This is a genomic window from Bordetella sp. 15P40C-2 (assembly GCF_009763235.1).
In the GTDB taxonomy this organism is placed as follows: domain Bacteria; phylum Pseudomonadota; class Gammaproteobacteria; order Burkholderiales; family Burkholderiaceae_B; genus Bordetella_A.
This window is the reverse complement of the sequence record NZ_WSJA01000062.1, coordinates 18,097-42,143: the sequence shown is the minus strand read 5'-3', so window position 1 is coordinate 42,143 and position 24,047 is coordinate 18,097. Positions and strand designations below refer to the sequence as shown.

20 protein-coding genes are annotated in these 24,047 nt (G+C 60.7%); 2 read left to right on the top strand and 18 right to left on the bottom strand.

Annotated elements, in window-relative coordinates; translation table 11 throughout:
- Positions 1 to 143: 143 nt before the first annotated feature.
- The 13 genes from GOQ25_RS19285 to GOQ25_RS19225 all read right to left on the bottom strand — a co-directional run bounded on the left by GOQ25_RS19285 (position 144) and on the right by GOQ25_RS19225 (position 16,737).
- A complete protein-coding gene (locus GOQ25_RS19285; RefSeq protein ID WP_160352091.1) occupies positions 144 to 1,718 on the bottom strand; it encodes an efflux transporter outer membrane subunit in 1,575 nt (524 codons plus the stop codon).
- Positions 1,715 to 4,948, bottom strand: a complete 3,234-nt coding sequence (locus GOQ25_RS19280) for an efflux RND transporter permease subunit (RefSeq protein ID WP_160352090.1) — start codon at positions 4,946 to 4,948, stop codon at positions 1,715 to 1,717. Before GOQ25_RS19280 ends, GOQ25_RS19285 begins: the two co-directional genes overlap by 4 nt.
- 61 nt (positions 4,949 to 5,009) lie before the next feature.
- Positions 5,010 to 6,263 carry an efflux RND transporter periplasmic adaptor subunit gene (locus tag GOQ25_RS19275; RefSeq protein WP_160352089.1) on the bottom strand — a complete coding sequence of 418 codons (1,254 nt, stop codon included), beginning with the start codon at positions 6,261 to 6,263 and terminating at the stop codon, positions 5,010 to 5,012.
- 217 nt (positions 6,264 to 6,480) lie between these two features.
- Positions 6,481 to 7,098 carry a DUF4136 domain-containing protein gene (locus GOQ25_RS19270; protein WP_160352088.1) on the bottom strand — a complete coding sequence of 206 codons (618 nt, stop codon included), beginning with the start codon at positions 7,096 to 7,098 and terminating at the stop codon, positions 6,481 to 6,483.
- Between the two features lie 207 nt (positions 7,099 to 7,305).
- On the bottom strand, positions 7,306 to 8,100 hold the full coding sequence (locus GOQ25_RS19265) for an ABC transporter ATP-binding protein (protein ID WP_160352087.1): 795 nt from the start codon (positions 8,098 to 8,100) through the stop codon (positions 7,306 to 7,308).
- A gap of 2 nt (positions 8,101 to 8,102) precedes the next feature.
- Positions 8,103 to 8,993: an ABC transporter permease gene (locus GOQ25_RS19260; protein WP_160352086.1), complete on the bottom strand. Its 891-nt coding sequence runs from the start codon at positions 8,991 to 8,993 to the stop codon at positions 8,103 to 8,105.
- A 108-nt stretch (positions 8,994 to 9,101) separates the two neighbouring features.
- Positions 9,102 to 10,076 carry an ABC transporter substrate-binding protein gene (locus GOQ25_RS19255; RefSeq protein WP_160352085.1) on the bottom strand — a complete coding sequence of 325 codons (975 nt, stop codon included), beginning with the start codon at positions 10,074 to 10,076 and terminating at the stop codon, positions 9,102 to 9,104.
- A 204-nt stretch (positions 10,077 to 10,280) separates the two neighbouring features.
- A complete protein-coding gene (locus GOQ25_RS19250) occupies positions 10,281 to 11,261 on the bottom strand; it encodes a tripartite tricarboxylate transporter substrate binding protein (RefSeq protein WP_160352084.1) in 981 nt (326 codons plus the stop codon).
- Positions 11,262 to 11,430: 169 nt separating this feature from the next.
- On the bottom strand, positions 11,431 to 12,972 hold the full coding sequence (locus GOQ25_RS19245; protein ID WP_160352083.1) for a malonyl-CoA synthase: 1,542 nt from the start codon (positions 12,970 to 12,972) through the stop codon (positions 11,431 to 11,433).
- 5 nt (positions 12,973 to 12,977) lie between these two features.
- On the bottom strand, positions 12,978 to 13,787 hold the full coding sequence (locus GOQ25_RS19240) for an enoyl-CoA hydratase/isomerase family protein (RefSeq protein WP_160352082.1): 810 nt from the start codon (positions 13,785 to 13,787) through the stop codon (positions 12,978 to 12,980).
- A 38-nt stretch (positions 13,788 to 13,825) separates the two neighbouring features.
- On the bottom strand, positions 13,826 to 15,127 hold the full coding sequence (locus tag GOQ25_RS19235) for a malonyl-CoA decarboxylase domain-containing protein (protein ID WP_160352081.1): 1,302 nt from the start codon (positions 15,125 to 15,127) through the stop codon (positions 13,826 to 13,828).
- A complete protein-coding gene (locus GOQ25_RS19230) occupies positions 15,078 to 15,866 on the bottom strand; it encodes a GntR family transcriptional regulator (protein ID WP_160352080.1) in 789 nt (262 codons plus the stop codon). Before GOQ25_RS19230 ends, GOQ25_RS19235 begins: the two co-directional genes overlap by 50 nt.
- A 100-nt stretch (positions 15,867 to 15,966) precedes the next feature.
- Positions 15,967 to 16,737: a spermidine synthase gene (locus GOQ25_RS19225; RefSeq protein WP_160352079.1), complete on the bottom strand. Its 771-nt coding sequence runs from the start codon at positions 16,735 to 16,737 to the stop codon at positions 15,967 to 15,969.
- Positions 16,738 to 16,936: 199 nt separating this feature from the next.
- Here GOQ25_RS19225 and GOQ25_RS19220 point away from each other — a divergent pair, with 199 nt between their 5' ends.
- Together GOQ25_RS19220 and GOQ25_RS19215 are read left to right on the top strand one after the other, a co-directional pair.
- A complete protein-coding gene (locus tag GOQ25_RS19220; RefSeq protein ID WP_202109548.1) occupies positions 16,937 to 17,482 on the top strand; it encodes a 2,4'-dihydroxyacetophenone dioxygenase family protein in 546 nt (181 codons plus the stop codon).
- 78 nt (positions 17,483 to 17,560) lie between these two features.
- The gene (locus GOQ25_RS19215; protein WP_160352078.1) at positions 17,561 to 18,592 is read left to right on the top strand and encodes a tripartite tricarboxylate transporter substrate binding protein; all 1,032 of its coding nucleotides are present in this window, start codon (positions 17,561 to 17,563) and stop codon (positions 18,590 to 18,592) included.
- Between the two features lie 68 nt (positions 18,593 to 18,660).
- Here the strand turns inward: GOQ25_RS19215 and bktB are convergent, their stop codons facing one another.
- From bktB to GOQ25_RS19190, 5 genes are all read right to left on the bottom strand, one after another.
- On the bottom strand, positions 18,661 to 19,842 hold the full coding sequence (gene bktB, locus GOQ25_RS19210; RefSeq protein WP_160352077.1) for a beta-ketothiolase BktB: 1,182 nt from the start codon (positions 19,840 to 19,842) through the stop codon (positions 18,661 to 18,663).
- A gap of 77 nt (positions 19,843 to 19,919) precedes the next feature.
- Positions 19,920 to 20,294 carry a 2-hydroxymuconate tautomerase family protein gene (locus GOQ25_RS19205; RefSeq protein WP_160352076.1) on the bottom strand — a complete coding sequence of 125 codons (375 nt, stop codon included), beginning with the start codon at positions 20,292 to 20,294 and terminating at the stop codon, positions 19,920 to 19,922.
- 96 nt (positions 20,295 to 20,390) lie between these two features.
- Positions 20,391 to 21,665 (bottom strand): glycine betaine/L-proline ABC transporter ATP-binding protein, encoded by a 1,275-nt coding sequence (locus tag GOQ25_RS19200; RefSeq protein WP_160352075.1) that lies wholly within the window; start codon positions 21,663 to 21,665, stop codon positions 20,391 to 20,393.
- Positions 21,662 to 22,519 (bottom strand): proline/glycine betaine ABC transporter permease, encoded by an 858-nt coding sequence (locus GOQ25_RS19195; protein ID WP_160352074.1) that lies wholly within the window; start codon positions 22,517 to 22,519, stop codon positions 21,662 to 21,664. Before GOQ25_RS19195 ends, GOQ25_RS19200 begins: the two co-directional genes overlap by 4 nt.
- A 276-nt stretch (positions 22,520 to 22,795) precedes the next feature.
- Positions 22,796 to 23,794: an ABC transporter substrate-binding protein gene (locus tag GOQ25_RS19190; RefSeq protein WP_160352073.1), complete on the bottom strand. Its 999-nt coding sequence runs from the start codon at positions 23,792 to 23,794 to the stop codon at positions 22,796 to 22,798.
- Positions 23,795 to 24,047 lie beyond the last annotated feature (253 nt).

The following is a 24,047-nucleotide window of genomic DNA, read 5'->3' as shown; positions in this document are numbered from 1 at the left end:
GGGGCGGCGACGGGCTCCCATCATCAGGAACCCGCCGGCTTCCATAAGTGTAGCCCTACTCGCCCGAGCAACGCGGTGGTTTAGCGAAAACAGGCAGTGCGGCGAATCGCCATGCGATGTCGTGTGCCGACTGCCCCACCCGATCAGTTGGTTTTCGCGTTCACCGGCTCGATGGAAGGCAAAGGCTCCGCCCCGGTCGGCACGGGCGTACCTGCCTGCGCGTCAGTCGCGGGGACCGTCTCATCCTCCCAGCCGCCACCCAGCGCCTTATACAGTGCCACGCGGTTATTCAGCGCGGCCAATCCGGCCTGAACCAGACTCAGCTGCGCGCTGTAGAAATCGACCTGTGCGGACTGCACTTGCAGATAGCTGTCGATCCCGTTCACATAGCGCAGATTAGACAGTTCCAACGTGCGCGCCGTCGATGCCTGCAACGAACGCAATGCGTCTAACTGCGCGCCAAAGGTCGCCTCGCCCGCCAGCGCGTCGGAGACTTCCTGAAAGGCCTGTTGAATCGTTTGCTCGTACTGCGCGACGGCAATGTTGTTGCGCGCCTTCGCCAGGTTCAGACCCTCGCGAATACTGCCGCCCGAGAAAATCGGCGTCGTGATGGACGGCGAGAAACTCCAGGCCCGCTGGCTGCCTTCAAACAAAGATCCAAGCGTCGGACTCGCGAAACCCAGCATGCCGGTCAGCGAGATCGAGGGGAAAAACGCCGCCCGAGCCGCGCCGATATTCGCATTGGCGGCACGGAGATTATTTTCCGCCGCCATGATGTCAGGCCGACGCTCAAGCAAATCCGAAGGCAGGCCGGCAGGAACCGTCGCCAACAGTTGATCCCGACCAAACTCCGCCGGCGGCGGCAGATCGGTAGGCATGGGCACGCCGATCAACACCGTCAACGCATTGATGGACTGCGCGCGTAGCCGCGCCAACTGCGCCAGATCAGCGGAGGCCGAATCGAGCAGGCTCTTGGACTGGTTCAGCTCCATTTCGGAAGCCACGCCGCCCTCGAACCGACGTTTGACCAGATTGAACGATTCCTGACGCGATGCCAAGGTCTGGCGCGTCAGCTCGAGCTGGACTTCTGCGGCACGCAGATTGAAGTACGACTGCGCGACCGCGCCAACCAGTGTGATGTGCACGCTACGCTGTGCCTGTTCGCTGGCCAGATACGACTGGTACGCCGCCTCGGAGAGATTACGCAAACGGCCAAACAAATCGATCTCGAACGAGGTCATCGCCAGGCCGCCCTGGAAACTATTCGAGACCGAAGGCGCTGCCTCGCCGCCGACGCGCATATTCGCCGGCATGCGCTGACGCGTCCCTTCGACGCCTGCGCCGATTGTGGGCCACTGCGCGCCACGCTGAATGCCGTACTGCGCACGCGCTTCTTCCACGCTCTCGACCGCCACGCGCAGGTCGCGGTTGTTCACCAGCGCCAGCTCGATCAAGGCCTGCAGGCGTGGATCGCGGAAAAATTCCCGCCATCCTATATCCGCGGCCGGCACAGTCGAGGCCGGAGCCACCGTCTGCGCCGACTGCCCGGAAAGCGAAATATCGCCCGTCGCTTTGTTGAATTGCACTTTGGGCTGCGCCGGCCAATCCAGCGGCACCGGCGATTCCGGACGATGATAGTCCGGCGCGAGCGAGCAGCCTGCCAAAAAGCTCGCCACACATACAGAAAGCGCGGTTCGTTTAACCATCAGGGCTCTCATTGCTTGCCCTCCTCGCCTGCGCCGGTAGACGGCTTGGGCTCTTGTCCAGGCAGCGCCGACTGGGCGGCTTCACGTGCGCGCTTCTCGGCTTGTTCAGCCTCCCAGGCCTTCAGTTCGCTACCCAACAGGCGGGGCTTGGTTTTAAAAATACTGAGCATCACGACAAAGAACGTCGGCACGAAGATCACGGCAAACGGCGTCGCGGCCAACATCCCGCCCAGCACGCCTATGCCCACCGCCTTCTGGCTGGCCGCGCCCGCGCCGGTGGCCATCGCCAACGGCAGCACGCCCAGGATGAAAGCCAGCGACGTCATCAGAATCGGACGGAAACGCAGACGCGCGGCCTCAACCGTGGCCTCGTACAGGCCCATGCCCCGTGCGTACTGATCCTTGGCGAATTCCACGATCAGAATGGCGTTTTTCGCCGCCAAGCCGATCACGGTCACCATACCGACTTGGAAGTACACATCGTTGGACATTCCCAGCGCCGAGACCAAGCCTACCGCGCCCAACATCCCCAGCGGCACGACCAGCATGACCGACAAAGGAATCGCCCAGCTTTCGTACAAGGCGGCCAGCACGAGGAACACGACCAGCAACGCCAGCCCCAGCAGGATGGGCGCCTGATTGCCCGCCTGCCGTTCCTGGTAGGACAAACCGTTCCATTCGTAGCCAAAGCCCGGCGGCAACTCGCCCACCAGACGCTCCATTTCGGCCATGGCCTCACCGGTGGAATACCCCGGCGCGGCGTCGCCGCCCAGACGGACGGAGTCGTAGCTGTTGTAACGGATCACCTGTACCGGCCCTTGTGTCCAGCGATAGGTCACGAAGCTCGACAGCGGCACCATCTGGCCTTGGTTATTGGCCACGTTCATCTGCAAGATGTCGTCGGCCTGCATGCGGTAATTCGGCTCCGCTTGCACCCAGATGTTCTGCATGCGTCCCATATTGGGGAACTTGTCGATGTAGCTCGAACCCACTGCCGTCGAAATCAAGGTCGCGACCGATTGGAAATCCACTCCCAGCGCGGCGGCCTTATCCCGGTCGACCTGCAAGTTCAGCTGCGGGCCGGGCTGCAGGCCGGTGATGCGCACCTGCGACAGGATCGGACTCTTGCTGGCCATTTCCATCAGCTGCGCGGTGGCCTGAGCCAGCGCCGCTGGCCCCATATTGCCGCGATCCTGCAGACGCAAGTCAAAGCCGGTCGCGTTACCCAAAGACGAGATCGCCGGGGGCACGACGGTGTACACCAGGGCGTCGGGGATGCCCATCAGCAACTTCTGGAATGCCGTGAATGCAATCGCGCCCGCGGAATCCTGGGCCGCCTTGCGCTCGTCAAACGGCTTGAGCGTCGTGAAGGCAATTGCCGCATTCAGACCGTTACCGTTGAAGCTATAGCCCTGCACGGTAATTACGTTGTCGGTCGTGGGCAGGTTCATAAAGTAGTTTTCGACCTGCTCCAGCACCTCCACCGTACGGTTGGCGGTCGCGCCCGTGGGCAGCTCGATGTTACTGACCACATAGCCCTGATCTTCCTCGGGCAGGAACGACGACGGCAGGCGCATATACAGCCAACCCAGCAGCACCACGAACAGGAAGAACACAAACATCATCCGGCCACCGCGATGCAAAATGCGGGCGACCCAGCTCTGATAGCGATGCGTGGTCGAGTCGAATTTGCGGTTAAACCAACCGAAGAAGCCTTTTTTCTCTTCGTGATGGCCTTTGGGGATAGGCTTGAGCAGCGTGGCACACAGGGCCGGCGTAAAGCTCAAAGCCAAGAACGCCGAGAAGAAAATCGACACGGCCATCGCCACCGAGAACTGGCGATAGATCACACCGACGGAGCCGCTCATGAATGCCAGCGGCAGGAACACCGCCACCAGCACCAGCGTGATCCCCACAATGGCGCTGCTGATCTGCGGCATGGCTTTCTTGGTCGCCTCCTTGGGTGACAAGCCCTCGCTAGCCATGATCCGCTCGACGTTCTCCACCACCACGATCGCGTCATCGACCAGAATGCCGATGGCGAGCACCATGGCGAACATGGTCAGGACGTTGATCGAAAAGCCCAGCGCCAGCATCACCGCGAACGCCCCCATCATCGCCACCGGCACCACCAGCGCCGGAATCAGGGTATAGCGCACGTTCTGCAGGAACAGGAACATCACCAGGAACACCAGCACCATGGCTTCCACCAGGGTATGGATCACCTGCTCGATCGACACCTTCACATAGGGAGCCGTGTCATACGGAATTTCGTACGTGATATTGCCTGGGAAATACTTCGACAGGCTCTCCATCTGATCGCGCACGCCTTGCGCGGTCTGAAGCGCGTTGGCGTCCGGCGACAGCACGATCGCGAATGCCGCCGTAGGCTTGCCGTTGAGGCGCGCGCCGAACTGATAATTGTCGGCGCCCACTTCGATGCGGGCGACGTCCTTCAGACGCACCGAGGACCCATCGGGATTGGCGCGCAACACGATGTCGCCGAATGCCTCGACGGTGGAAAGCTGACCATTGACCACCACGGTCGCGGTGAAACGCTGGCTTGCCGGGTTCGGCGGCGCACCCAGGCTACCTGCCGAAATCAGCACGTTCTGCTGGCTGATCGCGTTATTCACCTGCGCGGCGGACAGGTTAAACCCGACCAGTTTGGCCGGATCGATCCAGACACGCATGGCGCGCTGCGCCGCGAACAACTGGAACTGCCCCACGCCAGGCACCCGCGAAACCGGGTTCTGAATATTGCGCGCGATGTAGTCGGCCAACGCGGTCTCGCCCAAGGAGCCGTCGGTCGACGACACCGTCACAATCATCAAAAAGCCCGCGCTGGTCTGCTGGTACTGGATGCCTTGCTGCGCCACTGCCGTGGGCAGCTGTGCGGTCACATTCGACACCCGGTTTTGCACATCCACCTGCGCGAGATCGGGATCCGTGCCGGGCGCAAAGGTCGCGGTGATCGTGGATTGACCGTTGGAGTCACTCACCGACTCGTAGTACAGCAGGCCCTTGGCGCCGTTAAGCTGATCTTCGATGATACTGGTGACGGATTCCGCGACCTCTTGGGCCGAAGCACCAGGATAGGTCGCCGTAATCGTGATCGCCGGAGGCGCCACGTCGGGGTATTGCGCGACCGGCATATTGGGAATCGCCAGCATCCCCGCCATGAGGATGAACAGGGCAACTACCCAGGCAAAGATTGGTCGTTCGATGAAAAATTGCGGCATTGTGGGCTAACCGGGAAAGTGCTCACGAAACAGGCACGCGGCGTCTCGCGCCGCGTGCCGTTTAGGATTTTTGATCCGTGGCGGGCTGTGCGGGCGGCGCACCGCCGTCGGATTTGCCTTGGGCGGGAGCCCCCGCCCCATCCTGCGGACCCTGTCCGGACGCCGGCGCCTTGCCCGCGCCGCCCGGATTCCAGGGGCGGGTCTGGGCAGGTGCACCCGGACGTATTTTCTGGAATCCCTCGACCACGACCACGTCGCCCGCTTTCAGGCCGCTGGTGACCAGCCACTGATCGCCAATCGCGCCACCGGTGGTGACGGCGACTTGATCGATCTTGTTGTCCTTGACCAGCATCAGGCTTTGCAGCCCGTCAGCCGTGCGCTGCAATGCCTGCTGAGGCACGAGCAAGGCCTTCGGATCTACGCCTTGATCCAAGCGCACACGCACATACATGCCGGGCAACAACAGATGGTCGGGATTCGGCACCTCGGCCCGCAGATTCACCTGTCCAGTCGTCGGATCAACGGTAATGCCGGTAAACAGCAGCTTGCCGGGATGCTCATACTCGGAACCGTCTTCGAGGACTACACGCACGCGGGCGGCGTTATCACCAGCGCGTTCAATAGTGCCCTTGGCAAACGCCTGACGCAGCTTGGCCAGCTCGGCCGTGCTTTGCGTGAAATCCACATACACGGGATCGAGCTGCTGCACGACAGCCATCTGCGTGGCGGAGGTCGCCTCGACCAGCGCGCCCTCGGTCACCATCGCCTTGCCGATACGACCATCGATGGGCGAGGTCACATCGGTGTAGCCCAGATTGATATCGGCTGCTGCCAGATTGGCTTGAGCCGCGGCTACCGACGCCTGCGCCTGGCGATAGGCCGCCACCGCGTTATCGTATTCTTGCTTGCTAACTGCGTTGGCCTTCACCAGCGGCGCATAACGGTCGGCCAGCGCCTTCGCACTATATAAGTCAGCCTGAGTCTGTTTGACCTGCGCGGCCGCCTGATCGCGCGCGGCGCGATACTGAGCGGGATCGATCTTGAACAGCAGCTGACCCGCCTTGACCTCGCCACCCTGCTCGAACTCGATCTTCTGCACGATGCCCGTGACGCGCGCGCGAATCTGTGCATCGCGCACCGCATCCACGCGTCCCGGCAGATCCGAGACGATGGAAGCCGACTGAGGTTGAACCGTAACGACGCTGACTTGCGGCATACCAGGATTCATTTGAGGCTGCTCTTTGCAACCAGCCAGTGCCAACGCCAACAGCGTAGCGACACCGAATCCCAAGACACGATGATGCGAAAAACGCATGAATTCCTCACGGTGTAGAGCCGCGCGCACCCAACCACGCAGCGGCGCCGAATGGCCTAGTCACATTCGGCAAGCCCGTTAATGTAACCCCATTCGGTAACCAAACATAGTGACCCGGGGTATAAACAGGCTTCTAATTTGCGACAAAGTAGCGCATCGACGCGCAAACGTCGAAGGCAATGCGGTATGCGCCGGCGCAAGCACGCCGGCACCCTGGTTATTTCGCCTGCCCGGCGCTGGTGGCCGTCGCGTTCTGCGGCGTGTCGCTACCAGCGCGGAAGGGATATTGCTGAAAGATTTGCGCGACTTCTTCGGCTACATTTTGCAACGAATCTGCCGTGGCGGGATTGTTCACCATCCCGGTGCTCACGCCTTCCCAGACCAGCTGCTTGCGACGGGCATCGATCAGATCGATGTTCAACGTGCCTTCGGTGTATTGGAAGACATCGTTGCCCCACCCATAACCGGGCCAGCCGCCATAAAAACCTGCGCGATAGCCATAGTACGGGCCCATGGGCATAGGCATCGGCATTCCAGGCGTGACTTCGGTTTTCTGCTGCAGCTTCGCGTTGAAGTTCACCAGCAGGTCCGGCGATTGCTCGGTGAACACGTAGCCGCGCATTTCCATCTGGCTGCGCGTGGCGGTCTTGAGCCGCTCGGTCAACAAGGTGGTATAGCCCGCCTTATCCGTACCCAGCGGCGACATAAAGCCGAAGCTGTGATACTGGGCGAAGTTCGCGCTGTGATCATAGTCACTGCGTATCGTCGGCCCGGTCGAACATGCGGACAAAAGTCCAAGGGCGGCCACCACAGGGGCGAGAGCAAGGCGTTTCATGACGATAGTCTCCGCAGAAGGACGCGCCATCATGCCTTGAAGCGCGACAAAATGCAACAGACTCTCATTCGCGTTGATAGCCCAATACGGAATAAATGAACTTGTCCTAGCGGCCTCCTCGCCTTGGCGCCGCGCGGCGTTCTGCATTCCAATAGCAGAGGCGGGGCCACAGGCAAGGAACCCAGAATGAGACCCCGCCCTCAGCGGCTAGCCTAGAAGCAAAGCATCATCCGACAGCTTCTCCCCCCGCACGTGCTCAAACATGGCAAGCAAGTTAGCCACATCCATGCCCCGGCGTTCGTCGCCCGAGACATCCAGCACGACCTGCCCCTGATGCAGCATCACCGTACGATCGCCCACATCCAGCGCCTGCCGCATGCTGTGCGTCACCATCATGGTCGTCAGCTTGCTTTCCGCAACAATACGCGCGGTCAGTCGCAGCACGAAATCGGCCGTGCGCGGGTCGAGCGCGGCGGTGTGCTCGTCCAGCAGCAAGATTTGCGAAGGCTGCAAGGCTGCCATCAACAGACTGACCGCCTGCCGCTGTCCGCCGGAAAGCAGACCGATCCGGTCGGTCAGCCGGTTTTCCAGGCCGAGCCCCAACGTGGCGAGCCGCTCGCGAAACCCTTCGCGCATCGAGGCCTTTACCGCGCGCCCGAAGCCGCGACGCAAGCCGCGCGATTGCGCCAGCGCCATGTTTTCCTCGATGGTCAGGTCCTCGCAGGTCCCCGCCATCGGGTCCTGGAACACGCGCGCGACCCGGGTGGCGCGATCCCATACCGGCTTGCGGGTAACGTCCTCGCCGTTGATCTCGATGCGACCGGAGTCCACCGCGAGGTCGCCGGACACCGCATTCAGAAAAGTCGATTTGCCCGCGCCATTGGAGCCGATCACGGTCACGAACTGCCCACTGGGAATTTCCAGCGACAGCCCGCGCAAAGCCCGAGTCTCAATCGGTGTACCGGCGTTGAAAGTGATCTGCAAATTATCCGCTCGCAGCATGATCAAGCTCCTTTTTTGCCGATCAGGCGGCGTTTCAAGAGAGGAATCACCAGCGCGATCGTCACCAACACGGCGGTGACCAGATTCAAATCCTGCGCCTGCAAACCAATAAAGTCACTATTCAAGGCTAGCGCGATAAAGAACCGATAAACGAGTGCGCCAATGATGACGGCCAGCGTTGCCCACATCAGCTTGCGCGACGGCAAAATGCTCTCGCCGATGATGACCGCCGCCAGGCCGATCACGATGGTGCCTATGCCCATCGAAATATCGGAGCCACCCTGTGTCTGTGCAAAGAGCGCCCCCGCCAAACCCACCAGTGCATTGGACAAGGCCATCCCGCCCAGCACCATGGCACCTGTATTGACACCCTGCGCGCGCGCCATGCGGCCGTTAGAGCCGGTCGCGCGCATCGCCAGGCCTGACTGCGTCGAGAAATACCAGTCCAGCAGCACCTTGATCACCACCACCACACCCAGCAGAATCAAGGGACGCGCCACATAGTCGCTCAGCCACTCGGGCTGCAGGATCGTGAAGACGGTCGGTTCCATGATGAGCGGCACGTTAGGCCGACCCATGATGCGCAGATTCACCGAATACAACGCGATCATCATTAGGATACTGGCCAGCAGATCCATGATGCGCAGCTTCACGTTCAGCCATCCGGTAATCAGCCCCGCCACGGCCCCGGCGGCCGTCGCCGCCGCCGTCGCCAGGAACGGATCAACGCCCCCGGCAATCAAGGTGGCCGCCACCGCGCCACCCAGCGGAAAACTACCGTCAACTGTCAGATCCGGAAAGCGCAGCAACCGGAACGAAATAAAGACGCCCAGCGCCACGAGGCTGAAAATCAGGCCGATTTCCAGCGCGCCAAGCAAAGAGAATAAAGACATGAATGGAATCTATCCGGCCGTGCACACTGCACGGCCGGCATTTCTCGTAAAAAAACGCTCGGTGAGCAAAGCCAATCCGCCAGCCCGGTGCCGGCGGCTAGCGGCGATTTATTTTATGACTTCCGCCGCGGACTTGACCAATGCCTCGGGAAGGGTCACGCCCTGCTTGGCGGCCGAGCCCGGATTGACGTAGAGCTGGAGCTTCGAACTGGTTTCCGTCGGGATGTCGCCGGGCTTTTCGCCCTTGAGCACGCGCACGACGATTTTGCCGGTCTGCACGCCAAGGTCACGGTAGTTGACGCCCAACGCGGCGATAGCGCCCCGTTTCACGCTATCGGTATCCGAGGCGATCAGCGGAATCTTGGCATCGTTACCGACTTTCACCAGCGATTCGTAGGCCGAGACCACGTTGTTATCCGTGTTGGTGTAGATGACATCTACCTTGCCAATCAGACTGCGCGCGGCGGAACCCACGTCCACCGTGCGCGGCGCGGCTGCTTCGACCAGCGTCATGCCGGACTTCGGCAGCAGCTCTTGCAACTGTTTCACGACGACGACGGAGTTCGCCTCACCGGGGTTGTAAACCATGCCGACGCGCTTGGCCTCGGGCACGATTTTCTTGATCAGCTCGATTTGCTTGTCCAGGGCGAGCAAGTCCGAAACCCCCGTCACGTTCGTGCCCGACGCTTCCATGGAGGGCACCAGTTGCGCGGCAACCGGGTCCGTCACGGCCGAGAACACCACGGGCACATTCTTGGTCGCAGCCACGACCGATTGTGCCGAGGGTGTGGCGATGGCCACGATCGCATCGGGGCGTTCGCCAACGAACTTGCGGGCGATCTGCGCGGCCGTGCCGGTGTTGCCCTGGGCACTCTGATATTGCCACTTGAGATTTTTGCCGGGCTCGTAGCCGGCCTGCTTCAGCGCGTCCAGCACGCCATCGCGCACGGCATCCAACGCCGGGTGCTCAACAATGGCTGTGACCGCGACGGATTTCTGCTGCGCCATCACGGGATAGGCCTGGCTAGCCAGAGCGAGCGCGACCGCTCCCAAGGTCAGAATTCGTTTTTTTCCGATCAGCATCGGATGACTCCTTACACCGTTTAACTGAGGGTGAGACTGTGGCGAAACATATGCCACACCTCCGATTCACCACCCCCGTGAAGGAGAAGTCTAACGTGTTGCGCGAATCCAGGTGCGCGGGTAATCCCTGACCCCTCTCTTATACCCGAGCACTGCTTCAGCAAAAACGGCAGGCCAACTTGTGGCCTGCCGCCTGTACTCGCATCAATCCAGCGTCACGCCAGAGTCTTTCACGACCTTACCCCAGCGACCGATTTCACTATTGACGAACTCGCCGAATTTCTCGCCCGTCAGGTTCGGCGTGACCGATCCGTTATTCGCCCAGATCTCCTTGACCTTGGGCGCGTTCAGCGCTTTAGTCACTTCCGCGATCATCTTATCGACGATAGGTTTAGGCGTACCGGCCGGCGCCCATAACGCGTACCAGGTCGATACCTCATAATTGGGTACACCCGCTTCGGCGGCGGTGGGCACATCCGGGAATGAAGGCGAACGCTCTTTGGCAGCGACAGCCAATGGCTTGATGGTGCCCGAACGAATATGTCCGGCCGACGAGCCCAGGCCATCGAACGCCAGATCCACCTGCCCGCCGATCAAAGCCGACAACATTGGACCCGCGCCCTGATACGGCACATCCACGAGCTTGATTCCGTTTTGCAAGGCGAACAATTCGCCCGCCAAATGGTGCGTACTACCCTTGCCGGCCGTGCCGAAATTGATATCCCCAGGACGCGCGCGGGCGTACTCAATGAACTCCTGCAACGTATTGACGGGCAGCTTGTTCTTGTTGATCACCACGACCTGCGGCGGCTGCGCTAACAAAGCCACCGGCACAAAGTCCTTTTGTATGTCGTAGTTCAGATTCTTATACAGCGATGGCGCCACGGCGTGATGCGCGCCGCCCATGAAGAAGGTGTAGCCATCAGGCTTGGCCTTGGCCGCCACTCCAGCCCCTACCGTACCGCCCGCGCCGCCTTTATTGTCGACCACCACGCTTTGCCCCAACTGTGTGCCGAGCTGTTGCGCAAGCGGCCGTGCGAACGTATCCGTGCCGCCACCCGCGGGGAAAGGCACGATGAGGTTAATGGGATGTTCGGGCCAGTCAGCCATCGCGGCGGTCGTGGCGAGCGCCATGCTTGCGCCAAATATTGCGGCCGCACCAAATGCACGAATGGAATGCTTCATGTTGTCTCCTCGTATGAATCAACACCCACAGGCGTTGTTATTGGCTCTTATGAATGCATTACGGTTATCGCCGCCCAAGCTGCCGGGCGGTAGAACACATCAGAAAACGTGCGTCCCCTCCTCTTCAGGGTTGTCGGCCCGCCCAGTCACGCACGCGGGCCGATCTGACTCAAGCAGTCTTGTACGTTTCACGCAAGACGTTCTTTTGTACCTTGCCCATCGTATTGCGCGGCAGCTGATCGACCACATGCAACTGCTTGGGCACCTTGAAGTTCGCGATGCGTGTCTTCAGTTCGGCCTGCATCGCGCCGGTATCGATGGTCGCGCCTTCCCGCGGCACGACCACCGCCACCACCGCTTCCCCAAAATCCGGATGTGCCACGCCGATCACGGCGGACTCCAGCACGCCCGGCATTTCGTCGATGATCAGCTCGATCTCCTTGGGATAGACGTTATAGCCACCCGAGATAATGAGGTCCTTGCTGCGTCCCACAATCGACAGATAATCCGCCGGCACCTGCGCACCGCCCGACTCGCCGCCAAATCGGCCCACGTCGCCCGTGCGGAACCAACCGTCGGTCGTGAACTCCTCTTTGGTCTTTTCGGGCATGCGCCAATATCCAGAAAACACATTCGGCCCGCGCACCTGCACATTGCCTATCTCGCCCACCGGCAGCACCTCATCGCGATCATCGACGACACGCACATGTACGCCCGGCAGCGCCTTGCCCACCGTACCGCCCAAGCGCTCGCCCGCGGCCGGATAGTAGGGGTTCGAGGTCAGCATCACCGTTTCGCTCATGCCATAACGTTCCAGGATGGTGTGCCCGGTGCGCGCCTTGAACTCGTTAAACGTCTCCATCAAGAGCGGCGCCGACCCCGAAATAAACAAGCGCATACGCGCGCAGACATCGCGGTTAAAGCGCTCCTCGGCCAGCAAACGCACGTAATACGTGGGCACGCCCATCATGACCGTGCAACGCGGCAGGTAACGCAGCGCCTGCTCGACATCGAGCTTGGGCAGCCAGATCATGCGCGCGCCCGCCAGCAATGCACCGTGCGAGGCCACAAACAATCCATGCACATGGAAAATCGGCAGCATGTGCAGCAACACATCGTCCGGGCGCCAACCCCAGTAGGTATGCAGCACTTGCGCATTCGATGCGAGGTTGCCGTGCGAGAGCATCGCGCCCTTGCTGCGACCCGTCGTGCCAGACGTATAAAGAATGGCGGCCAGATCGTCCGCCTCGCGCTGCACCGTCTCGAACTCGCGCGGTTGCTGGGCCGCCGCCGAAAGCAGCGTGCCGGTACGATCCTCATCCAGCGTGAACACGTGCTGGGTGCCGGCTTCTTCGGCGACCTTGCTCACCCATTCCAGGTTCTTGCTCGAGCACACGACAACGGCCGGCTCGGCGTCCTTGAGAAAGTACGCGATCTCGGCTTCGCGATACGCCGTATTCAACGGCAAATACACCAGTCCCGCGCGCAGCGTGGCGAGATATAGCAACAACGCCTCCGGCGACTTCTCGACCTGCACGGCAACACGCGAGCCTTCCGGCAAATTCAACGACGCCAACAAATTCGCCAGGCAGGCGCTGGCCTGCTCGACGTCTTCCCAGGTGTAGAGCAAATCGGGAGTCTCCAATGCGATTTGCTTACGATCCTCGGGGAACCCGCTACTCAACACGGTATACAGATTGGCGTTGCTCACCTTATTTATTCTCCAGTAAATGTCGGCGTCCGCCCCGCGAGGAAGGCACTGACCCCCTCCCGGTGATCGCGACTTTCGGCATAAGAAAAGAAATCTTGATAATCTGATTCGGTCAGCGGCAAGCCAGCGGCCATATGGCGCGATTGCCGCTTGTTGATACGCGCCGCCAACGGCGCGCCTCGCATGATGCGTTCGGCGCTTGCACGTGTCTGGTCGGCAACCTTCGCATCGGGCACCACGCGCGTCAACAATCCCAACGACAAGGCCTCGGCCGCGTCAAACACGCGCCCTTCGAGTAGAATCGCCAGCGTGGTCGCGCGTCCGACCAACCCCAGCAATCCGCGCATTTCGTCCGGCGCCATGGAAAAACCGAGTTTGTTAATCGGCACGCCGAAGCGCGCCGAAGCACCGGCAATGCGCAGATCGGCTTGACAGGCAATTTCCAACCCGCCGCCCACGCATACGCCTTCGATCTGCGCGACGACCGGATGCGGGCATTCAGCAACGGCATGCAGCGCGGGCGCCAGAATCTCCTGGTGATAGTGCCGCACCCCCGCCGTATCGCCCCGCAGCTCGGGAAACTCGCGGATATCCGCGCCGGCCGCGAAATTGCCATCCGCGCCACGGATGATCACGCAACGCACGCTCATATCGCGTGACAAGGCCCCGAACACTTGCTGCAACTGTCCCCACATCGACACCGTGATCGCATTTAAGCGGCCCGGGTTAGACAGCGTCACCCTCGCCAGGCCGCCTTCCCTCGCAAGGCTCACACAGGCTCCCTCGATGGCGCTGGATAACGTTGACTGGCTCATGACACCCTTTGCTATATCGGTAAACGGGTTCTACGCATTCACGAAGCGATCCGCGCAATGCCGCGACTGATGCGCGGTTTGCCTTGATGCAGTTGCTCGAGATTTGCATCCAGGTCATCGAGGTCATACAGATAATTGACCATGATCCCGCACGACTGGCCCAATCCTTTGGGTGACGTATCCGCCGCCCAATTGATCCGTTCGATACGCGCCCCGTTGCCCAGATGAAAACGCGCGACGGGATCGAGGGGTTGATTGTTTTTCATGGTGGTCAGGTAGCGCACCACCAGCTTCATCGCGGCCCGCTGCACGACCTCAGAAGACTTGCGCGTGGCGGCCTTGCTCAAGCGTTCAACCCAGCGCGCGCCATCAGGCGCACCCGAACGCGTGCGCCCCTTTTCGCGCACGATCTCCTCGACCTCGGCCGCGCTAAGACGAGACATCCAATCGACCAGACCCGGAATCGGCGACAAGGTCGCGAAATTGCGCAGTTTCGGCAGTTCATCGAGCAAACACTCGATCACGCGCTTAAGCAAAAAGTTGCCAAAACTGATCCCGCGCAATCCCGGCTGCGTATTGGAAATCGAATAGAAAATCGCCCACCGCGCTTTATCCAGATCCTGCTCCGGCGCATCGGTATCCAACACGGTTTGCACGTTGTCGGCCATTTTGGTGTCGAACGCCACTTCGACAAAAATCAGCGGTACGTCCGGCATTTGCGGATGAAAATACGCGTAGCAGCGGCGATCCGGCGCGACACGATGGCGCAAGTCATCCCACGAACGAATCTCGTGCACGGCCTCGTAAATAATCAGCTTTTCCAATAGCGACGCAGGCGAATCCCAGGTCAACGGACGCAGCTCCAGCAAGCCAACATCGAACCAGGCCGACAACAGTCCTTCCAGATCCTTATCCAGCGCCTGCAGACCCGCGACTTGTTTGCGCCAGCGCAGCATGTCCGCGCGCAACGCCACCAGGAATCGCAGCCCGTCTGGCAGCGCATTGAGTCGCTTGAAAAACAGCACCGCGCCGTCGCCGCGCGGTTGTAGTTGTGCGTCGACTTGAGAAAGCGCCGTCAGCATCTCGCGCCGTCGCTTGCCATCGGCGGCGCAATAGACCGAGCACCAGTTGCGCGCCAGCTTGTTTGCCGCCACATCGGTCAGACGCGCGCGGAACATGGGCAGAATGTCGGATACACCCGGCAAGCGTTCACGATCCCATAAGCGCCCCAAACGCGCCATCAGCCCGGCACTCTCGGTGCCTGACTTATCATCCGCTCCTGTGTCAGAATCAGGCGACTGGGCGAGGCGCGCGAGCGCGCTGGAGTCTTGGGCTGTCATGGTTGATCTCCCGGTGTTCGTGTTCAGTCGTGGATGATGAAGAAACGGTGCGAGGGCCGGAACCCGGTGCCGCCTGCTCTGCCTCCGACGCGCGCGCGAGCCGCCGCAGCGCGTCCATCTGGCGCATTAAATGCGCGCGGGCGAGGGCTTCGGCGGCGTCTGGGTCGCGCGCTTTCAACGCGGCGAATATCGCCATATGTTCCGCACAAGACGCCAGAATGCGCCCTGGCAAGGTCAAACTTTTATGCCGGGAAAGACTCAGGACCTGCCGCAGATTGCCCACCATGTCTGACAGCCAACGATTATTGGCCAGGGCTTGCAGGGCCTCGTGAATCCGCGCATTCGTCTCGTAATAAGCGTCCACCTCGCCCGCCCGCGCATGTTGTTGCAACTCGCGGTGTAGCGCCTCCAGGCCGGCTAGCTCCGCGTCCGTTGCCTTGACCGCCGCTTCATGGGCGCAACGCCCTTCGAGCATCGCCATGAGCGGAAAAATGTCTTCCAGATCCTGTAGCGATAGCTCGTTGACGAAGCACCCGCGACGCGGCTCCAGGCGAACTAGGCCTTCGGTGGCCAGGACTTTCAAAGCCTCCCGCAAGGGGGTGCGCGAAATTCCCAGCACGCGGGTCAGTTGCACCTCGTCGATCCACGCGCCGCTGGCCAGCGCCCGCGACCTGATCATGCCGCGCAGCCGGTCCGCGACCTCTAGGTACAGCGCTTGACGGACGATCGGTGCAGTCATGGCGTGCCCGGAATGGGATCCTGTAATTCATAATTATAGGAATCCTCATCTTAGCCATCCCGAGCGCGACGGGATAGGGGGTACCCGGTTAGGGGTTACCCTAAAAGTGCAACATTCCGTCAACCGCGTGCCGGGTCAACGCACGTGCCCAGCGCCGGGCCGGCAGGCCATACTTGCTTTCCACCACCTCGGCACGCTCTAGCAACTGCGCCGGTGTGACCGCCAAGGGCGGGCCGCTGAATGCGAGCACGATCTGATTGCCCTCTTCGATCTCGGGCAGCAGCACGATACGATCGTCGAACGCTTGGCGCAGATTTTCGATATTGGGCTCAAAGCTTTCGTGGCGGCCGAAGAGATTCACCGACAACACGCCGACCTCGCCCAACACACGACGGCAATGGCGGTAAAACGCCACCGAGTCGCGTACCGGCCCGCGCGCCTGCGCGTCATAGAGGTCCACCATCAGCACCGGGCAACGCCCGGCATTGAGGGGATCTGCCACCCAGGCACCCGCGTCCTCATGATGCACCGTCAAGCGCGAACTTGTCGGCAGTCGGAAAAACATCTGACAGACCGCCGTGACCTGCGAGTTCCACTCCACCACCGTCAATGGACTACGCGTGTGCTTCATGCAAAAACGCGTGATGGATGCGGCCCCGAGACCCAACTGGCCAATGGCCTCGTCTTTTGGCGGATCCAGGAACAACAGCCACGCCATCATCTGCGTCGTGTATTCCAACACCAACTCGGCTGGCGCCTTGATGCGCATGGCACCCTGGATCCATTCGGTACCAAAATGCAGATAACGAATGCCGTCAGATTCGGAAAGCGTGGGTTGGTCGGCGGCAGCGGGGCGGGAGCGGGGTGGCATCAGAGGAAAGTCAGTTAAGAATCGCGTGATTGTAGCCACGTCACACGCGCCAATTCGCCGCCTTCTGCGGAGTCCAATATGTGAGAGAACGCAAAAGCACGTTAGGAAGAGTGGCAATATACGTTTCCCCGTCAGGCAGCTTGGCCGGTATGCCGACATAACGCCATTGCGAATCCACGAAATGGATAAGAGAGCCGAGATGAATGAACACCCTGTCCCCGTGCGTGCGCCCTTGAAAAAGGAGCCTTACCGACACGAGCAGCCCCGAGGCATGATCCCTGACTTGATCCACCATAGGGTGACCACGGATTGGCTCGAGCATGACAATTTATGGGTCCCCACGCCAAGCGGCTCCTTCTTCAAGCCCGTCGTTTTCTCCCCATCTGAAGGGCTCTACATCAATTTGATCCGCGTCCAGCGCAGCGGCGTCCTCTCGCGTCACCGGCACTCTGGCACTGTGCACGCCATTGTCTTGAAAGGGCGTTGGCAATATCTCGAACACGACTGGGTCGCCGAAGAAGGCAGCTTTGTATTTGAGCCCCCAGGAGAGACTCACACCCTGTACGTGCCGGATGGTGTTGACGAAATGGTCACGCTCTTTCACGTAAAGGCGGGCTACGTCTTCGTCGACGTCGATGGAAACGCATTGGGCTACGAAGACGTCTTTACGAAGATGGATAAAGCACGCGAGTACTACAGCTCAATTGGGTTAGGTGAAGACTACATCAATCGATTTATCCGTTAAACACGCGGATCGTGACTCTGTCGTGGCCGTGCACCAATGATTAGACCAATGCGCGGGAAACAGGTACCAGGAGACACCATGGAATTTTTACAACAAAGCAATCGCGGGGGGATACCCTCTCTCAAGCGCAGACAGCTTTTGCAAGCGACCTTCGGATTGGCCGCTTTTGCGGCGTCCGGAATGGCGAGCAGCGATGGCCATTGGGCGCCAACAAAACCATTGCGTCTCGTCGTGCCGTTCCCTCCAGGCGGCATCACCGATACTCAGGCCAGAAAAATCGCTCATAAGCTGAGCGAACAGTTAAACCAGGCAGTTATCGTGGAAAACCGTGCGGGCGCCAGCGGTTCGATTGGAACGGAGTACGCGTCGCGCTTGCCGAGTGATGGCCATACATTGATCTTGGGAACGCAAGGTACCATTTTCCTCAATCGCATCATTTATCCCGAACAAACGCAGGGAGTCGCCTCACTCCTTCCCGTGCATGGTGTATCACTCAATCCGATCACATTAGTCGCAAATCCAGACAGGCCGTACTCCACTCTAGCAGAGCTCATCGAGTTCGCCCGCCTGAATCCTGGGAAGGTCAACGTCGCGTCTCCCGGGGCTGGCACCGGCGCTTTCTTGTCCTTTATGCAGTTGCAATCCGAAGCAGGTATTAAGACCACCCCTGTCCATTACAAAGGCAGCGCTGCCGCAATCAACGATCTTGTGGGCGGGGTCGTGGATGTGATGCCGGATTACATGGTGGCGGTGGATCCCTTCGTACGGGAAGGACGTCTCCGTGCGCTGGCGGTCGGTTCAAATCAGCGGTTGGCCATCGCACCCAATGTTCCGACCATCAAGCAAACCGGCGTCGTAGACGACGTTTTGACGCCATGGACAGCATTGTTCGCACCGCCCGGGACGTCACCTGCCGCGGTCGCGCGTCTTTCTCGGGAAGTGGCCACGGCCTTGCGCGACCCGTCAATTCAGTCGATGCTGGTTCAGGGCGGCAGTGTACCGATGCAAGCATTTGGGACGGTCGAGCTAGGCAACTTCCTACAAAAGGAAGGGCCAATTTGGGAAGGTGTCGCCCGAGAAGTGGGTCTCAAACCCGCAGCGGCAGGTTGATACCGCCGGCCACGTCTGCAACACGACAGTGAGCGGCGTCCAACGCCGCGACCGCCGCCGCACAAAGATCACACGCGTTCGAACACTGCCGCAATGCCCTGACCGCCACCAATGCACATCGTCACCAGCGCGTAACGGCCTTGAACGCGCTGCAACTCGTACAAAGCCTTGATCGTGATGATCGTGCCCGTGGCGCCAATGGGGTGGCCCAGACTGATGCCGCTGCCGTTGGCGTTTACCTTGGCCGGGTCCAAGCCCAGCTCGCGTGACACCGCACACGCCTGGGCGGCGAAGGCCTCGTTGGCTTCGATCACGTCCAGTTGATCCACGGTCAGGCCGGCACGCTTTAGGGCGGCTTGCGTGGCCGGCACCGGTCCGATCCCCATGATGGAGGGCTCCACGCCGGCATGGGCATAGGCCACCAATCGCGCCAGCGGCTTGACGCCACGTTCGCGCGCGACGCTGGCGTTCATCAACACAACCGCCGCCGCGCCATCGTTCAAACCGGAAGCATTGCCGGCGGTCACGGTGCCGTTTTCTTTCTTGAAGACGGTCTTCAGCGCCGCCAGCCCATCGGCCGTCACATCGCGGCGCACATGTTCGTCCGTATCGAACACCACCTCGCCCTTACGGGTCTTGCGCACGATGGGCACAATCTGGTCCCGGAAGTGTCCCGCATCGATCGCCGCCGCGGCGCGCCGGTGCGACTCGACCGCCAGAGCGTCTTGGTCCTCGCGGCTGATACCGAACTTCGCGGCCACGTTCTCCGCCGTCACGCCCATGTGGATACGCTCGAACGGATCCGACAACGCACCGGTCATCATGTCCACGAGCTGCGCGTCCCCCATGCGGGCGCCCCAGCGGTGGGTCGGCGAAATATACGGGGCGCGGCTCATGCTTTCCACGCCCGCGCCTATCGCGATCTCCGCATCGCCCAGCATAATGGTCTGCGCGGCCGACACAATGGCCTGCAAGCCCGAACCGCATAAGCGGTTGACGTTAAACGCGGGCGTTTCCTTGCCGATACCGGCATTCATGGAGACCACGCGCGACAGGTACATATCGCGTGGTTCGGTATTGATGACATGTCCGACCGCGACATGGCCGACTTCGCCGCCGCCCACATTGGCGCGGGCCAGCGCTTCCTTGATAACAGTGGCCCCCAGCTCGGCCGGCGGCACGTCCTTTAACGCGCCTCCAAAATCTCCGATGGCGGTACGGGCGCCCGCGACAACGACGACTTCATTCATGTTGTTCCTCCAGTTTTGTATTCCATGCCGGGCGACGCGCGGCGCGTAGTCCGCGACCCGCGCCTACGCCCTGGGCGCTAGCGGCCCGCGGACTTCGCGGTGACGCCGCCCGCCATACCCATATCCGTGTTGGGTACATCGCGCACGATCACGCGCACATCTTGCTCGGAAATGTCGATGCTTTCATGCACTGCACGGCTTACCGCCGCAATCAGCGCGGCCTTTTTCTCTTCCGTGCGGCCAGAGATCAGCATCGCCATGACCAGCGCCGCATCCTTGCCAAGCTCGCCGGCCACGATCACATTTTCGGCCGGGATCTCGGTCAACATCACACGCACGCTCGGCAAGGGCGCGCCAATGCTATCGACCACCGCCTGCGACACCTTCGTCAACAACGCTTGCTTCTGCTGGGCCGAGCGGCCCTGCACGATTTGCACTTTCAAGATAGGCATACGACTTCCGCGTTTAGGTGAAAAACATCAGTCATCATAGCGAAAAAAGCGCGCGATCGATGCAGGTTAGCGCTGTGCAGCGATCGATCAAATCGCTCAGGCAGCGTGCCGGGAAATCGGCTCGGCAGACTCTGTAGCGGCGCCCGCCTCAGGCGATGGCGTTGACGCCGCCGCGGGCGTCTCGGTACTGCCTTCCTGCAAGGCCGGGGTGACGAGATCGACCACTTTTTTCCGGGAAAGCATACCCAGAAACTCGTCGTCCTCGCCCGTCACGGCAACCGGCTGATCGCTATGGACGAGTCGGGCCAGGACTTCGTCCAGCCCGGCAGTCGCGGGAATCGATGCCAAGTCCTCGACATAGGCGGACACGTCGCGCGCGCCAGCCTGCACGGCGCGCTGCGCCGCGGCTTCCGTCAGCACCCCCGCCAATCGCTTGCCGTCCAGAACAGGCGCATACTCGTAGTTCAATGCGTGCAGGCGGTCCAACGCATGCGCCGGGCGCGAGCGCATCGTCAGCGTCAAGCGAGTCGGGTTCACGGCATGCGCCGCGTTGAGCACCTTGGTGCGGTTCACATCCTGCAAAAACGCTTGAACGTAGTCATTCGACGGATTCAACAGGATATCTTCGGGCGTGCCCTCCTGCACCAGCTCGCCATCTTTCAAGATCGCGATCCGGTTGCCAAGTCGCAGCGCCTCATCCAGATCGTGCGTGATGAACACAATGGTTTTGTTCAGCTTGGCCTGCAACTGCAACAGATGATCCTGCATCTCCCGACGGATAAGCGGATCCAGCGCGGAAAACGCCTCGTCCATCAATAGAATCTCTGCATCCGTGGCCAGCGCTCGCGCCAATCCAACGCGCTGCTGCATCCCACCGGAGAGTTGATGCGGATACTGCGCCTCGAAACCATTGAGCCCCACCTGATCCAACCAGTGACGCGCGCGCTCCTCGCGTTGCGCTTTAGGCACGCCCTGCACGGTCAACCCATACGCCGCGTTTTCAAGCACCGTGCGATGCGGGAACAGCCCAAAGCGCTGGAACACCATGCTCATCTTTTTCTGACGGAAGGTCTCGAGTTCGCGCTTGCCCAGACTCACCACGTCCACGCCATCGACCAGAATCTGCCCGGCGCTGGGCTCGATGAGACGATTAAAGTGCCGGATCAAGGTCGATTTCCCCGAGCCCGACAAGCCCATGATGACGTAGATACTGCCCTCTTCAATCGACAGGCTGATGTCGCGCAAGCCTAGCGTGTGACCGCTCTTGGCGAGCAATTCTTCTTTGCTCATGCCGCCTTGCGCGGCCGACAGCCATTTTGCCGGATGCGGACCAAAGACTTTATAAATATTCTTGACTTCAATCTTGCTCATCGTTGGCCTCCTTGGCGGACGCGATGTCCGTAAGATTGCGTGATTCGGTCAAACAGCACCGCCAACACCACGATGCCCAGGCCGGCCAAGAGCCCTCGGCCGACTTCCAGACGATTGATACCTAACAGTACTTCATAACCGAGGCCGCGTGCGCCAATCATCGAAGCGATCACCACCATCGACAACGCCATCATCGTCGTCTGGTTAATGCCCGCCATGATGTTGGGCAGTGCCAGCGGCAGCTGCACGCCAAACAACTGCTGACGGGCATTCGCGCCAAAGGCGCGCGAGGCTTCCAGCACCTCGCGATCGACCAACCGTATGCCCAGATCCGTCAAACGAATCAGCGGCGGCACCGCGTAAATCACCGTCGCGATGATGGCCGGAATCTTGCCCAGCCCAAACAGCATCACGACCGGAATCAGATACACAAAACTCGGCATCGTCTGCATGACGTCCAACACCGGCAGCATGACCGCGCGCAGCCAGTTCACCCGCGCCATCAGAATACCGACCGGGATGCCGATAATCACCGACAGGCCCGCCGCCATGATCATGAGCGCCAAGGTCTGCATGCCAGCATCCCACAGACCCAACACACCGATCACACACAGCAGCGCCCCCATGGCGATGCTCAGCCCGATGCGCCGGCTTACGCCCCACGCAATCGCGATGGTAGCCAGCACGACCAGCCACCAAGGCGCGCCACGCAATACCTGTTCGAGCCAGACCAACGCGCTTAGAAACGGCTTGGATAACGCCTCCAAGGTATCGGCGTACTGCGTGACGAGATGATCGACAAACCCGTCGATCGCACCACGCACGGCGCGTGGTGGAATAATCTCTGGAAACATAAAAACCTCCTTACGGCATGCCGTAGAGCGATGCGGCCGAGAAACAAGCATTCAGCCGCATGACCCTAGTCACGCCCGACTGCGAACATCTACAGAACGTTCCGGGCATTCCGGCGCTATGCAAAGTGTGCTGCAGCGAAAAACGATTCAGGGAAAGCGCTGGGGCGATACCCGCAAATGAAGACGAATCGCCACGTACGGCGCTTTCGGCGCGGTGCCCGACAACGCTTTCCAACGCGGCCAGTGCGTGCCCGGCCGCATTCTTATCAATGCCGCTTACAGCGCGGCCTGCACCCGCTCTGCCACCTCGGCAGGCACCCACTTGGTCCACACATCCGCCTTATTCTTGAGGAACCATTGGGCCACATCGGCGGCGTCATCGCCGGACTCTTCCATGTGCGCCAGCGTCGCGTCCATCTCGGGCAACGGCACGGCCACCTTGGAGAAGAACTCGGTCAGCTTGGGCGCCTCTTGGGCGAACTTCGTGTTCACGCCTGTAAACACCGGGTTCTCCGGATAGGCGCTAGGCTTGGGATCCTTGCAATCCGGCGAAGTCAGGCACTTGTGCGTTTCGGCGTCATAGGCCGGCAGGTCCAGCTTGACCAGATCCATCGAGCCCACCAGCGGCGTGGGGTACCAGTAGTAAAACACCACGTTCTGTTTGCGCTTATACGCCGAGGTCAGCGCCGCTTTCTGCGCTGCACCCGTGCCGGGCGAATACAAGGTATACGTATCGTCCAGCCCTAACGCATGGAACAGGTTCGTGCTGGTGACCTCACAGCCCCAACCCGCCGGGCAGCCGTAAAAACGGCCTTTCGAGGGCTCTTCCGGATCTTTGAATTCGTCCTTGAACTTCGGCAGATCGGCCGCGGACTTCAGCTCCGGCAGGCGTTCGGCCGTATAGCGCGGGATAAACCAGGACTCGCCACCCAGATAGAGTTCGCCAACGCGTTTGACCTTACCGGTCTTCTCGGCCTTCTCCCACGGTTCGGCGACGCTATTGAGCCAGATCTCCGTGTTCACATCGAGATCACCGCGCTCGAGCGCGGCCAAAGCGGGCAGCGTTTCGGTGGGCAGCGTCTCGGTCTCGCAACCATAGCCTTTTTCCAGGATAAAACGCTCGACATCGACTAAGACGAGGTTGGACTCCCAGTTCATACCGCCGAACTTCACCGGCCGGTTCACCTCGCAAGTCGCATCGGCGGCCTGAGCCGAGCCCGCGAAAGCAAGAAACACCGCCGCGGCGGAGAGGGTTTTCACAACATTGAATTGCATGGCTTTTGCCTCCATAGGTTCAGGGACACCACGCCGGACAAAGCGCCCGTGGGTGCCGTGGAGCTAAGGGGGTTGTGCGGAAGACGGGCAGAACCGCCAATACAAACCGACACTAGCAGCAGGGTCGTGCGTCAAAGCGGACGTCGACCCTGTGGACAGCGAGCCCGTGCGTGAAAAATCTCACGCGCAGGCTGACAGAAATTGAGCACAACTAAATGAAGAAGACAGCATCTTAACGGATTTTCCCGAAACA

What these genes read in the sequence shown, in the direction of transcription:
- GOQ25_RS19285 (WP_160352091.1), bottom strand. Translation starts at nt 1,718, where the DNA reads ATGAGAGCCCTGATGGTTAAACGAACCGCGCTTTCTGTATGTGTGGCG.
- GOQ25_RS19280 (WP_160352090.1), bottom strand. Translation starts at nt 4,948, where the DNA reads ATGCCGCAATTTTTCATCGAACGACCAATCTTTGCCTGGGTAGTTGCC.
- GOQ25_RS19275 (WP_160352089.1), bottom strand. Translation starts at nt 6,263, where the DNA reads ATGCGTTTTTCGCATCATCGTGTCTTGGGATTCGGTGTCGCTACGCTG.
- GOQ25_RS19270 (WP_160352088.1), bottom strand. Translation starts at nt 7,098, where the DNA reads ATGAAACGCCTTGCTCTCGCCCCTGTGGTGGCCGCCCTTGGACTTTTG.
- GOQ25_RS19265 (WP_160352087.1), bottom strand. Translation starts at nt 8,100, where the DNA reads ATGCTGCGAGCGGATAATTTGCAGATCACTTTCAACGCCGGTACACCG.
- GOQ25_RS19260 (WP_160352086.1), bottom strand. Translation starts at nt 8,993, where the DNA reads ATGTCTTTATTCTCTTTGCTTGGCGCGCTGGAAATCGGCCTGATTTTC.
- GOQ25_RS19255 (WP_160352085.1), bottom strand. Translation starts at nt 10,076, where the DNA reads ATGCTGATCGGAAAAAAACGAATTCTGACCTTGGGAGCGGTCGCGCTC.
- GOQ25_RS19250 (WP_160352084.1), bottom strand. Translation starts at nt 11,261, where the DNA reads ATGAAGCATTCCATTCGTGCATTTGGTGCGGCCGCAATATTTGGCGCA.
- GOQ25_RS19240 (WP_160352082.1), bottom strand. Translation starts at nt 13,787, where the DNA reads ATGAGCCAGTCAACGTTATCCAGCGCCATCGAGGGAGCCTGTGTGAGC.
- GOQ25_RS19235 (WP_160352081.1), bottom strand. Translation starts at nt 15,127, where the DNA reads ATGACAGCCCAAGACTCCAGCGCGCTCGCGCGCCTCGCCCAGTCGCCT.
- GOQ25_RS19230 (WP_160352080.1), bottom strand. Translation starts at nt 15,866, where the DNA reads ATGACTGCACCGATCGTCCGTCAAGCGCTGTACCTAGAGGTCGCGGAC.
- GOQ25_RS19225 (WP_160352079.1), bottom strand. Translation starts at nt 16,737, where the DNA reads ATGCCACCCCGCTCCCGCCCCGCTGCCGCCGACCAACCCACGCTTTCC.
- GOQ25_RS19220 (WP_202109548.1), top strand. Translation starts at nt 16,937, where the DNA reads ATGAATGAACACCCTGTCCCCGTGCGTGCGCCCTTGAAAAAGGAGCCT.
- GOQ25_RS19215 (WP_160352078.1), top strand. Translation starts at nt 17,561, where the DNA reads ATGGAATTTTTACAACAAAGCAATCGCGGGGGGATACCCTCTCTCAAG.
- bktB (WP_160352077.1), bottom strand. Translation starts at nt 19,842, where the DNA reads ATGAATGAAGTCGTCGTTGTCGCGGGCGCCCGTACCGCCATCGGAGAT.
- GOQ25_RS19205 (WP_160352076.1), bottom strand. Translation starts at nt 20,294, where the DNA reads ATGCCTATCTTGAAAGTGCAAATCGTGCAGGGCCGCTCGGCCCAGCAG.
- GOQ25_RS19200 (WP_160352075.1), bottom strand. Translation starts at nt 21,665, where the DNA reads ATGAGCAAGATTGAAGTCAAGAATATTTATAAAGTCTTTGGTCCGCAT.
- GOQ25_RS19195 (WP_160352074.1), bottom strand. Translation starts at nt 22,519, where the DNA reads ATGTTTCCAGAGATTATTCCACCACGCGCCGTGCGTGGTGCGATCGAC.
- GOQ25_RS19190 (WP_160352073.1), bottom strand. Translation starts at nt 23,794, where the DNA reads ATGCAATTCAATGTTGTGAAAACCCTCTCCGCCGCGGCGGTGTTTCTT.